This window comes from Paraburkholderia sp. (genome assembly GCF_026225065.1).
Classification (GTDB): Bacteria; Pseudomonadota; Gammaproteobacteria; order Burkholderiales; family Burkholderiaceae; genus Paraburkholderia.
Genome location: NZ_JAMFSB010000192.1, coordinates 1 through 13045 on the forward strand (window position 1 = coordinate 1; position 13045 = coordinate 13045).

The 13045-nt window shown below is 60.8% G+C and carries 7 protein-coding genes and 1 pseudogene; 1 reads left to right on the forward strand and 7 read right to left on the reverse strand.

The window, feature by feature from the left end; translation table 11 throughout:
- From M0954_RS14330 to M0954_RS14345, 4 genes are all read right to left on the reverse strand, one after another.
- Positions 1–2909, reverse strand: a 2909-nt coding sequence (locus M0954_RS14330; protein WP_297353875.1) for a GH92 family glycosyl hydrolase, incomplete at its 3' end; no start/stop codon positions are given.
- A 565-nt stretch (positions 2910–3474) separates the two neighbouring features.
- On the reverse strand, positions 3475–4320 hold the full coding sequence (locus M0954_RS14335; protein WP_133891930.1) for a molybdopterin-binding protein: 846 nt from the start codon (positions 4318–4320) through the stop codon (positions 3475–3477).
- Positions 4321–4339: 19 nt separating this feature from the next.
- A complete protein-coding gene (locus M0954_RS14340) occupies positions 4340–5173 on the reverse strand; it encodes an EI24 domain-containing protein (RefSeq protein ID WP_297353877.1) in 834 nt (277 codons plus the stop codon).
- A 204-nt stretch (positions 5174–5377) separates the two neighbouring features.
- Positions 5378–6415, reverse strand: a complete 1038-nt coding sequence (locus M0954_RS14345; RefSeq protein WP_297353879.1) for a beta-propeller fold lactonase family protein — start codon at positions 6413–6415, stop codon at positions 5378–5380.
- Between the two features lie 491 nt (positions 6416–6906).
- On the opposite strand from M0954_RS14345, the gene M0954_RS14350 reads away from it, so the two are divergent.
- Positions 6907–8769, forward strand: coding sequence for an adhesin (locus M0954_RS14350; RefSeq protein ID WP_297353881.1), 1863 nt, complete (start codon positions 6907–6909; stop codon positions 8767–8769).
- A 124-nt stretch (positions 8770–8893) separates the two neighbouring features.
- Here the strand turns inward: M0954_RS14350 and M0954_RS14355 are convergent.
- The 3 genes and pseudogenes from M0954_RS14355 to M0954_RS14365 form a co-directional block, all read right to left on the reverse strand.
- Positions 8894–9967: pseudogene (locus tag M0954_RS14355) on the reverse strand (translocation/assembly module TamB domain-containing protein); the annotation flags it as partial.
- 514 nt (positions 9968–10481) lie between these two features.
- Complete coding sequence (locus M0954_RS14360; RefSeq protein WP_297353882.1) at positions 10482–11195, reverse strand: OmpA family protein; 714 nt, start codon at positions 11193–11195, stop codon at positions 10482–10484.
- Between the two features lie 125 nt (positions 11196–11320).
- On the reverse strand, positions 11321–13045 hold a 1725-nt coding region (locus M0954_RS14365), incomplete at its 5' end, for a YadA family autotransporter adhesin (RefSeq protein ID WP_297353885.1).

Genomic DNA, 13045 nt, shown 5'->3' on the forward strand with positions numbered 1-13045 from the left:
AACTTGCCCTCGCTGACCTGTCTCGGCAAGGTAACGCTCGCCACCTGCTTGCCCGGTGTCAGCGCCACCGTCTGCGCGAACAGATAGGTCTTGACGGCGTTGTTGGTGCCGTCGCCGGCATTGCGGTACGTCGTTGTCAACGCGACCGGGTCCACCGGTGCGGCGCCGCCTCCATTGAGGGTCCAGTCGTCGAAAGCGAGCGTGAACGGGGTGGTTGTGCCGTCGACATACGTCACGAGCGCGGAGCCGGATCCGGGGCCGTTGTTGGCCGAACCCAGCAGAACCAGCGTACGGCCTCGCGTGCCAGGCGGCATCGCGATGGTCTGGCCAACCGCCACGGCGTTATCCAACGGCCCACCAGACAGGATGAAGCTCGCGCCATCGAAGACGAACGGTTTGCCCGGCGCCGCGCCAGCCGTCGTCAGCGCCTGCGACGAGTAGCTGTAGAGCGAGCCGTCGAAGTCCGCGCCGAGACCGTCGGTATCGGTGCCGCCGTCCGTGCTGATGCCATGGTTGTTGAACGCATCCGCCACGTTGCGCGCGACCGGCACGCCGTATGACGGGGGCGCGTCTGCAGGGTCGGTGCCCCACTGCGACGGCGACGAGCCCATCGTGAAGTTCAGCGTCGCTCCGTTGGCCAGCGCGTCGACGTCGAGCCACGAACTGTTGTGGGCAGCGCCATTGACGGTCAGGCGTTGCACGTAATTCGCGGCGGGTGCGCCGGGTGCATTGATACGCAGCGTCTTGCCGTTGCCGAGGTGAACGGTAATCGACGAAAACTGCGGGCTGCCGATCGCAAAGCCGCCGACACCCGGAATCTCCGGATAGAGACCCAGTGCGCCCCATACATACCATCCCGACACAGCGCCCAGGTCGTCATTGCCGGGCAAACCGTTCGGCGCGGTGCTGAAGGCGCTCGCCATGATCTGCTGGACGACATTCTGTGTGCCCGACGGCGAACCCGCCCAGTTATACAACCAGGGCACCTCGAAGGTCGGTTCGTTGCCCATATAGAAATTGGGCAGGCTCGTCCCCGCGTTCAACACCGTGAAGAACGTGTTCAGCCGCGACACCACCGTCGTATTCCCGCCCAGTTCGGCAAAGAGTCCGGTCGGGTTGAACGGCACCATCCACGTGTACTGCTCGGCGTTGCCTTCCACGTAGTTGTCCGTGCTGCTCGGCGTCTCCGGAATCCAGCTGCCGTCCGAATTGCGCCCGGAGTTCAACGGCGGTGTCAATGATGTGTTGAGCACGTTTTGCCAGTAAGCCGAACGGCTGCGCAGCATTTTCTGGACGTTGGTATTGCCCAGTTCGCCGGCGAACTGCGAAATGGCGAAGTCGCTGCTGCCGTATTCCAGCGTGGACGATGCCTGCCCCCATTCGCCGCTCGTGATATAGCCGAACTGCAGATAACTGGCGCGGCCGCCATTGGTCGTCACGCCGTTGCACGCGGTGCCGGGGATGTTCGCCATCTGGATCATATGGCTCAAGGCGCCCGAGGTATCGAACGAGCGCGCGCCGAATGCGTACGCGCCCGCAACGATTATCGAGCCGGCATCGCCCGGCATCACGCCGTCTTCGACGTTGTCGTTAACCCAGTGCGGGATCGCGCCGCACTGGTCGGCATCGTTGACGAGCGACTGCGCCATGTCGCTGGTCTCCTGAGGAAACAGCGTGGCTTTGAGCGGAATCAGCGAGCGATAGATGTCCCACCCCGAAAAGGCGGTGTACTGCGCAGCATGGCCTGCGCTGACCGTGTGGACTTTCTGGTCAAAGCCGATGTATTGGCCATTGATATCGCTGAATACGCTCGGCGCCCATGATGCATGGTAGAACGCCGTATAAAACTTGGTCAGTGCGGTGGCGTCCCGGCTACTCACCTGAACGGTATTAAGACGCTGATTCCATATCGCATCGGCCACCTCTTTCACACCATCAAAATCCCAGAACGGATTTTCCTTCTCGAGATTGTTCCTGGCATTGGCGACGCTGACGTATGAAATACCGATTTTCATCAGGACAGTCCCGCCTTTACCGAAATTCATCGTGGCGACGCCATTGGTAAAGGAAGACGTCGTCGCAAACGGCCGACTAAACTCCGCATAAAAGTACACCGGGACATTCGTTGCATTGCCGCAAAAATGGCCGCCAGTGGTACTGCCTGAAATCGTTTTGGCGTCCACCTGCGTGACCGAGCCGGCCACGCTCGTTTCCGTATTCGTGTAGGTCGTATTGAGCACGAGCGTGGACGGCTGCTGATCCGGATACGTGAAGCGGCCGAAGCCCGTGCGCAGGGTCGCCGTCAACTCGACCTTGATCTGGTTGTCGAGCAGTACAGAATAAGCGCCCGCTACCGACTTCTCGTTGGTATGGCTGAAGGTCTGCGCGAGGGGCTTGGTGGCATCCAGCGTGGGCATGACGGGGAATTCGCCGTCGTTGCCGGAGCACCCTGCGCCACTCATATGCGTGAGGCTGAAGCTCTGGATCGAACCGATGTCGTAGTAGTAACCGGCCGGAGAACCGGGCTCTGCGCTGTTCGACGGAGCGGAGGTGGTGTTCGTATCGGGGGCCCATTGCACCATCCCGTTCGGCAAGCCGGCTGCGGGCACCACGCTGCCGGCCTGGCCTGCGGGCACCGGATTCGGCGAGTTGCTGGCCAATGTGCCGATGAGCGGATTGACGTACTGGGTCAAACGCATGGTGCTGTGATCGGCGACGGGCGTTTGCGCGGCGTCGTTTACAGCTGTCGGGCTTGAATTGTTGGAACTGGCGCTTGCGTCACTCTGGGCCGTCCCATGAAGCTGGTCCGCCGCGACGCCAGCAGACTGACTGCCCGGGCTATCTCCTCCACAACCCGTCAAAGAACCAATGATGATCAAAGCGGCCGTTAGACGGCGTAAATCTATCATGGCTGTCTCCTGAGTATTGTTGAGTATTTTTCTGCATTTGTTTAGTCATCCAAATGATCCACTTGACAATGGAGTCGATGGCTGAAAGCGATGCTATACGAGGGATTCGAATGGCGTCAACTGATTATCCATAGTCGATTTATGTTTATTGGAATTTACTAAACAAACTAAAAGGCTTACGAAACACTCAATAATCGGATCAATTGGATACGCCGGATTGGCAGGCGGAGCCAGATTATGCGGGATGCATTCTGTTTAACGAATTCCGGAAAATGATGCGATGCGGCGAATAAATTGAATTGACGGGAATCCGTATTAAGCAGCGGCTATTACCGTGGCGTTAATGGGCAGGCGGATATGGCTTCTGTCGCAACGTGCATTGGGTGGATGGGGATACGGTCCGCACGGCGCGCATGATGTAATCGCGGTGAAGCAGCGTGCGCGCGGTGAGCGCCGTGCGCCGTGGACTGTGCCGCCGTTGACTGTGCGCCTCGGACTGTGCGCCGCGCCCTGGATCTGCTCATGCGGAGGTTGTGCAGCACAGCAGTCCGGACAGGACCTCCCCTTAGCTGCGCGGCTTACCCGCGGCGGCAACTGCTGCCGCCGCTTCCAGCTCGACGATATCCCCGCCCAGCAGATGCACGCCCTCGCGCAGCTTCACGAACGCCGCGGCCACAGCCTCGGGCTCGCCCTTCACGCCGAGATCGATATGGCGCCGCGCATAGATGCCGCCGCGCTCGGCGTCGCCGACGCTCGGCAGGCTGAACACCCGCACGCTCGGGAAATCGTGTTCGATCTTTTCCATCAGCGGCGTGAGCGTCGATTCCGGCAGCTCGAACACCAGCAAGGACTTCTCCGCGTGCGGCATGGCGTGATGCAGATGCGCGTACTTTGTATCCAGCACCCACTCGATCATCGGCCAGGCCATCACCGGAAAGCCCGGCACGAAGTGATGGTCGCCCACCGAAAAGCCCGGAATCTTGTTGTAACCGTTCGGAATGATCGACGCGCCCTGCGGATACGTGCCCATGTTGAGGCGGTGACGGTTTTCCGGCGAATCGAGATCCACGGGGTTCGGCGAATTGGCCGGATGGGTTTCGCGAATCCGCTCGCGGATCAATTCCGCCGCCTCCGGATGCAGCGCGAGCGGCACGCCGAGCGCGGCGGCAGCACACTGACGCGTGTGATCGTCGGGCGTTGCGCCGATGCCGCCCGTCGAGAACACAATATCGCCAGAAGCGAAGCTGCGACGCAGCGTGGCCGTGATGCGTTCAGGCTCGTCGCCGATGTACTCTGCCCAGCCGAGCGACAGACCTCGCGCGGTCAGCAGTTCGATGACCTTCGGCAGGTGCTTGTCGACCCGCCTGCCCGACAGGATTTCGTCGCCGATGATGATGACGCCAAATGCCATTGCGGCCTCTCAAATAGATTCAATAGGGAACCACTGGCGCTGGGTGACGCGCGCCCTGCTCTTCCGCGCGCATGCGCTGCAACGCACGCAGACAGTAATAACCGAACCATAGCGCCGAAAACACGAGGATGAACGCATAGATCCAGATCGTCACCGCAGTGATTACCGGGAACAGCACAATCAGCCAGACCGACGAAGCCCATATCAGCGTGGGCAGCGAACCGAGCAGACCGCTCGCCACGCCGATCAGCAGCAACGGCAGGCGGTAGCGCCGCACCAGCGCGCGCCGTTCGTCACGGCTGGCATGCAACGCCAGCGCGTCGTAGGTCATGATGCGGTAAGTGAGCCAGCCCCACAGCAGAGGCGGAATCAACGCGAAGAACGGCGGAATCAGCCACAGCGGCAAGGTGACGATCAGCAACACGAGACAGACCAGCGTAGTCCATACCGCATGCATGAGACTACCGTACCACGTTCCGCCGCGCCGCATTTCGAGGCTAGCGAACTGCCGCGCCGACAGATGGCGGATTACGCCGGGCATCGACAGCGTGGCGATCAGCAGCAGAATCGTCACGACGATCAGCGGGATCGCCATCGCCAATACGATGAAAGGCGCGAGCGCCGCATGCAGGGCGGAAAAACCGACCCAGTCGAACATGCGGTAAAGCGTGGTCGTGAACGACCAGCCTTCGAGCCACACACGCGTGGCGCCCGTCAGCGTCTGCCAGGAAAACCACAGAATCACGCCCCATACGACCGTCGCCGCAAAAAACGGAACGAAGGTCAGCCAGAGCATGCGCGGGTGGAGTGCGCTTGCCAGCGCGCGACCGAACGAGCGCAACAGATCATTCATGCGAGCCAGTGCGAGTGAACGAAACGATGAGACAAGGGACAACAGCGAAATATCCAGCGAAACATTCGCGGAATCTGGACAGGATAAACCACGGGAGGGGCCGCCGGTAGCACCGGCGACACGGTGGAGGGGAAAAGGCAGGCGCTGATGGACCCAATTGGGCGCCGCTTATGCCCCCGCTTATGCCCCCGCCTATGCCCCCGCCTATGCCCCGTTAGGCGCCGTCACCGGCGCGCGGTCGTAAAAGTAGATGCCGTGCGGCGAGCGGCCGACCGCAATGGTCTGGATCAGCTTGCGGGTGGTCAGATCGATGATGCCGACATGCTTCGCAAAGCGGAACGTGACCCACAGATAGCGCTTGTCCGCCGATAACTCCATGTCATCGGGCCCGGGCATCAGGCCGGTGATGTCGCCGACATTGGTGAGCGTGTCTTCGTCGATAATGCTGATGGTGCTGGCGACGCGATTGGACACCGCGACGTGCTTGCCATCAGCCAGCGAGCGGAAGTTATGCGCGCCGTTGCCGGTCTGGATCGTCTTGACGATCTTCTGGTTGCGCCAGTCGAGCACCGCGACGTAATCCGCGCCAGTCATGCCGATCAGCAGATATTTGTCGCCCGGGGTCATCCACAGGCCGGCAGGCACCTTGCCCACTTTCATCTTCCACTTGACCTGCTGGGTGGCGAGATCGACGGCGGCCAGTTCGCCCGACACCTGCAGCGTGACGAACACGGTTTTGCTGTCGTTCGAGAAGGCCATATGGCTCGGCATCACCGCGAGCGGCAGACGCTTCGCAAGCGTCATATCGTGACCGTCGTAGTGGTAGATGTCGAGACGATCGAGCCGCAAGCCCGTCGTCACCACCCACTTTTTGTCAGGCGAGAAGCCGATCTGATACGGATCTTCGATGTTCTCGACCCAGCGCTGCACCTTGCCGGTTTTCGGGTCGACGAGCATCAGGTTGTTGGAGACCGAATTGGCAACGATCAGCGAACTGTTGTCCGGCGTCGCCATCAGGTGATGCGGTTCCTTGCCGGTCGGCACGGTGCCGACCACCTGGTGCGTGGTTTCGTCGATCAGGCTGAGCGTGGCCTCGCCGGAATTGAGCACGATCACGTTGTTGGCGTGGGCGGCGGGGGAAAACAGGCCGGTGAGCAGGACAATGAGCAGGCCGGTGGTGGCGGCCAGCGCAGTGCTGGCGGTGAACGCGGCGCGCAGGCCACGTAGAAGAAATTTACGCATGGGGACTCACTTCGGAGAACAACTGGCATTGTAAAGCGTTTGTCAGGGCGGGCGATTGATCTGGATGGGTGTTGACAGTGAAAACGGCGGCTGGGTGCCACGCTGAGGGGTCCGGCAACGCGGCGCCGGTGCGCGTGCTCCAAGTAAAAAGCTTTCCGAAGGAAGCCTAAAGAACCGCTGTCAAATCACCTTCTTGTCATTTCATTGGTGCGTCTCAAACTTATTGCTGGACTTGACAGCTTCGTGCAATTGCCCTGGCGCCCTCGGATTCTGTCGACCATAATAAGAATGGTCCTAGATGCAGCCCGGCTTAAATTCAAGACAATCTGTTTCAACCGGTCAAATCCGTCCATGAACGATTTCCTGCAGCGCCGCGAGTCTTTTGAGCTTGTGGCGGGCGCGAGGATTGTTTCAGAATCCGACTCACCGGCCGTCATTCATTCAACATGCGCGTCCGGTTGCACGAAGGCGCGCCAGCCACGACCGCCTCTATGACCACCGAACGCACCGCATTTTCTATCGATCATTTCGAATCCGCTGTTCAATCGCGCGACTACGCCGCGGCGCATGAACAATTCGTCGCGTTGCTCAACGCGCTGGCGAGCAACCGCGGCACGCTCGGTGACGAGCGGTTCGCGCGCACTGCACCGGATGACCCACGCAACGCGGCATCGGAGGCGGTCGCCACCCGCATCTGCGACACCATCACCACGCTCTTCAGCGATCCGGATTTCAACCTCACGGACAATCAGTTCACGCAGATTGCCGAGGCGCGCTGGTGGCTGAAGAACCTGTTCGGCGCAACGCATTATCGCAACACCGATCACATCGTTCGCGCGCTGATCGAGCGCGCACCGGCCGAACCCACGCTCGTAGACACCCAAAATCTGATCAGCAAGCAACTGTTGCTATACACGTCGGAGTCGACTTTCGATATCGATCTGGCCGCGCTTGCCGAGTCCGATCCGGTGTTCGCGATCAGCCTCGGCATGTCGTTGCTAGCGGCGGCCGTTGTCGTTTCGCCAGCCGCGCACGAAAAACGCGAACGCATGATCGAATGGCTGCCGCACGCTCTCGATGCGATCGAGGATCTCGACGACCTGCCGAGCCTTGCAGTCTGTGCGTCGTACATGCATTGCAGTTACGCAGAATCGCCGAAGCGGCACGACGTCAAGCGAGGCATCAACGCCCTCGTGCGCAGAAAGATGAAATCGCTTGGCCTGATGGAACTAGAGCCCGATTTCTCGAAGTGGCCCAAGCGCGAGAAAGGAAATAATACGCTGATGATAGTCGTGCTGGAATGGTTCACTGGCGGCCATTCGATCTATCGCACGCATTCGCGCACGATGCTCGCCGCGCGCGAGCATTTCGAAGTGGTCGCGTTCGGCGCGGCGGAATACGTCGATGAAAAAGGCCGTGCGATCTTCGACCGATTCATTCCATTCGAGCACGCCGAATTTGTCGGCGATTGCGTGAAGCAGCTATTCGATTTCGCCGACGAGCATCATCCGGAGGTGTTGTACATGCCGAGCGTCGGCATGTTCACACACACCGTCTTCGTCTCGAATCTGCGCTTCGCGCCGCTGCAGATCGCCGGCCTCGGCCATCCCGCGACGATGCATTCCGGCATGATCGATTACGTGAGCGTCGAAGACGATTTCGTCGGCGATCCGGCCTGCTTCAGCGAAAAAATGATGCGTCTGCCGAAAGATGGCCAGCCGTACGTGCCGTCGGCGCTGATCGAAGGTGTCACGCCATCGGTGCCGCCGCGCCGCGAGACCGTGCGGATCGCGGTGACCGCGAGCGCGATGAAGCTCAATCCGCGCTTTCTCGAAGCGTGCCGCGAGGTCGTGCGCAAGTCGCCAATGCCGGTGACGTTCCACTTCATGACGTCGTGGAGCGACGGCATCGAACTCGCCTATCTGCGACGGATGCTGCACCAGACGCTGCCGGAATCGTGCGCGTATGTGTACGGCTCATTGGACTATCCGGTCTATCTGGAAGTCATCAACATGATGGACATGTTCGTGAGCCCATTCCCGTTCGGCAACACGAATGGGATCGTCGATTCGTTCACGGTCGGTCTGCCGGGCATCAACCTGTGCGGCCGTGAAGTCTTCGAGCATATCGACAGCGGTCTCTTCACGCGCGCGGGTCTGCCGTCGTGGCTGACCGCTCATTCGGTCGACGAATACGTAGGGGCCGCCGTGCGTCTTGCCAACGAGCACGAAGAGCGCGAAGCGCTGCGCCGCCAGCTGATCGGCACGCACGCCGTGAAACGTATTTTCGAAGGCCGTCCCGAAGCCTTCGGCGAGCAGATCCTGAAGCTGGTGACGCAGCGCAAGAAGGCGTAAGCCATCGCAGCGAATGCTGCGCAGCGGCATTGCAGAATAGAGCGCGCACAAAAACTCCGCGACCGGCTTGAGATGTGATCTCCGCGCCGATCGCGGAGTTTTCACATGACGACGATGACTAAAGCTAACGGTTGATGTGGTCTAAAAGACGGGTGTACAGCGCGATAGATGCCCTGGAACGTGCCGCCGAATGCCGATGCTGGCCAGTGGCGCGTCAGGTTGACGGTCGCCTTGACCGCGCTGCTCGCCTACTGCAAACCCAGCTCGTAGCCGATCACGGGGCATTCGTTGATCGCCTTCGACACCATCACCACCTGTGGATCGGTCAGGCCGACTTCGCAGTGTCCCATCGAGAACTCGTCGAGCCCAAAAGTCTGCGCGATGCGCTTGCCGCTCGCGCTGCCGAGCAACGCCAGCGCGGTCGTCATCGTGCTCTGCCGGCCGAGGTTGTTGTGCTGATCGGTGCCCGTCACCTGTACGCCCCCTTCGACTTCGTGATTGCGGCGCACCGCAAGAATGTTGATGCCTGGATTCGCGACCGGTCCGTTGAATGTAAAGAAGCCGTTCCCGATGCCGAGCTTGCGGCCGAACGCCGCTTGTGTCGAACCTTCGGTGACGCGCACGTTGCCGACTGCGCGCAGCGGATAGTCGGCGCCCTGCCCGCGGAAACGGAAACCGCGGCCGAGATTGATATCGACGTTGGTGCGCGGCGCGTACGGGCCAATCGATTTGTTGGTGTTCGTCACGCCCGGCTGCCGTTCGCCGCGCACCGTGCTGTCCGGCCGCACGACGACATTGTCGCTGGGTTCGGGCGCGGCCTGTTCGGGCAAATCGAACAGCGCGTGATCAACGTTGAATCTGCCGTTGATTTCGAGGCCGCCATGGCTGCCCGCATTCGCCACGGTCGCGCTGCCCGACAGCGACAACTGACGATCACCTGCTGAGAATCGACCAGATTCTCCCGCACCCCGATCCGCACCACGCCGCCTTTCAACTACACGCCCCGATCGACTAGCGTCGCTGACAACCCGTCGCCTGTCAGCGTGCCGGACAGCTTCGGCTTTGCGACCGTGCCGTTTAGCGCGAATTTCAGCGCGAGGTGGCCGTCGAGCAGATAGCTCGGGCCGAAGATGCCGCCTGCGGTCGTCAGCGACCGTACGTTCGCGTCGATGCAGCCGGTCAACGCTGTATCGGGGTCGGCGACATTCTGGCAGTCGGCGTCTCGCTTAAGCGTGGGCTGAGTTGGCGGAGCGGTTGCGACAGATGAAAGATAACCATCCGACCATGCTTGTAATTACTCACGGTAACTGCTCCCAACAGTAATTACCCACAACTTTTGACTCCGAGCTCAAAGCCAAGTTTGAATGTCTGTCAGGCGTCGTAGGCCGCGCCATATAACGGCATTTCCTTGCGGCGAATCACTGGCACGGGCGACGTAACCGCCGAGCTGTGCGAGTGTGACAAGGTAGGGCGTTGGCGGGTGGTCGAGCGCATGAGAATGCTACATACCTGCCTGGATGCAACTTTGCCGATCATGTCGACTGAATCCGGCTGCTCACGTTAGTGGATAATTAAAAGCGAGGTCGGACGGTTACGGCGAAAAGGGCGATTGGCCGGTTGAGGAGCGACGGCGAGACTTGAAGAGCCGCATGAAATTAAAAAAAGGCCTGCTCGACGGCAGGCCTTCTTGGTCAAACATTGCGTGTTGCTAATTACTCGGCGAACACGCGGACATCGACGCGGCGATTCTGCATGCGGCCTTCGGCGGTCGCATTCGACGCGACCGGATCGGCGCTGCCCAGACCTCGCGCGACGAACTGGTCGGCGTGGAGGCCGCCGTCACGCAGATATTGCACGACAGCGGCGGCACGAGCCTGGGATAGCGTCAGGTTATGAGCTTCCGAACCTGTCTTGTCGGTATAACCCATCACCGTCACGCGACGTAGGTTGACGCCCTGGTTCACTCTCATAAAGTGATCGAGGTTTTCCTTTGCAATCGGGCTAAGCGCCGCGCTATCGGTTGCGAAATTCGCGTTGCCTTGCAGCAGCAACTGACGCTGCGGCGCCGGCTGTTCTGCTTGCTGCTGCGGAACCGCCTGCGGGACAGGTTGTTGCACAACCGGCTTACCGCACATGAAGGTCATTTCACGCGGATCCTTCTTCGGTGTGGTGTCGCTCACACCGTCAATCGCTTGCAGCCACTTCACAGGCTGAGTCTGACAGGTTTCCTCAGCCACACGCACACAACTGTTCGAGCTTTCAAAGAGTCCCAGGCAGCTCACCCGGTAAGTCGGTGCCTGCTGGTTCGGCACGCTAACCGCGTGAAGCGTATAGGTTGGTCCCGACTGCGTGGTACACGCAGCAAGGAAAGTCACAAATGCGCCGAGCAGCGGCGCGCGGAGATATTTAAAAAGAGTTGCGTTCATTTTCACGAATTCGGTCATTGAAGCGGCGCCCTTGCCACGTATTCCATGGACAAGAGCGCGCTTGCGGTTAAAGTCAAGGCAGATCCGGCTGACGGACGGGACTCACGCCCCATCCGTCACGGCGCTTACCACTGGTACGAAGCACCCACGCCCACCGTCGTGCCTTGCGAGCTCGTACCCGCGCCGGCCTTCATCTTCAGGTTCTCGGTAATGCGCGCCGAGACGCCGAGCGCGACAGCCTGCGCACCCTTGTACGTGCCTCCGCCGATACCGACCGCGATCGTCTTGCCTTGATCGACATCCGGGATCATCGTCAGCGCCGTGGCTGCGGCGATACCTGAGTAGGCATTCCTCGCGACCTGGTTGACGCTGCTCTGCACCGAGTTGATCTGCTGATCGGTATAGTCCTTCGCCGTCATGCCAGCCGGCAGATTGCCGACTGCCGCGCTGATCGAGTCATTCAACTGACCCACGTTGACTGCGTCGGTCGTTGCCGTACCGGCCGCGACGTTGGTGACCTGGCGTTCGTTGCCCGCCGAGCCCACCGACACCGTATTCGCACGGTCCGCCACCGAGTTCGCACCCAGTGCCACGGAGTTGGCCGCGGTCGCGCTGGCGTTCGCACCCATTGCCGTGGAGTGCGTTCCGCTGGCGGTTGCTGCTTCCGTGTCACGGCTGCCGTCCGCAGCGAACATCGGGTTGCCGCCTGAGGTGGCAATATTCGTGACGGAAGCGATGGCAGCGTTCATCTGGTTGACGTTCACTGCATCTTCGCCGGCCGTACCTGCTGCCACGTTGTGGATCGTCGTACCGCCTGCAACATCGTTACCGATCGTGACGCTGTTGTAGTTGGTCGTACCGTCCGCATTGTGGTCATACGTTACGGCGGCGTTGGTCGTGCCATCCGGATTGATCACGCCCGACGCCTTCAACTGCGCGACGTTCACCGCATCCGTGTCCGCCGTACCGGCCGCCACGTTGGTGATCTGACGCTCTGCGCCAGCCGCACCCACCGACACGGTGTTTGCACGGTCAGCCACCGAGTTTGAACCCAATGCAACCGAGTTCGCCGCCAGCGACTGTGCGTTACCGCCGATTGCCACCGACTCCGCACCGGTTGCTTGCGAATCTGCCAGCGTCGAGTTGGCGTGGAAGTACGTGATGCCGACACCGGTCGTGATGTTGTTCAGCGTGTTGTTGATGTTGCTGATATCCGTGGTGTTCTGCGTCACGCGGCCGTCGATGTTGGTGATGGCGTCGCCCACGTTATTTACGGTCGTGCCATCCACCACATACGTCGGCGCCGTGATCGAACCATCCGGATTCACCGTCGAACCGCCACCCATCGCATCAGCCGTCGAACTGGCCAGCGCATACAGTTGCGAACCGTTCACCGCGTCCACGCTTGTTGCGTTCACTGCGCCTGCTGCGACACCTGTCAATTGACGCGAGCCTGCCTTGCCCGTGAAGTCGACCAGCGTACCGTCAGTGTCCTTCGCGACCGTGATATTGCGCGTTGTCGCGTCCTGCTGCACCAGACCGACCGACCCGTTGTTCATGTTGTTCGTCAGGTTGGTGATGTCAGTGGTGTTCTGCGTCACCTGCTGATTGGTCGCGTACAGTTCGCTGCCATTGACCGCGTCCGTGCTCGTTGCGCTCAGGCGTCCCGCCGCCACGTTCGTGATCGTGCGTTCGCTACCAACTGCGCCCACGCTCACCGTGCTCGTCGGAGCCTTGCCCGCAAACGTGTAGGTGATGCCGCCAATCGTCGTGCCACTGGTCGCCACTGCCGTCGTCGTCGTCGAGCCTGCGCCCAGTGCAACTGCGCCAGCGTTACCCGCGTTCGCGGC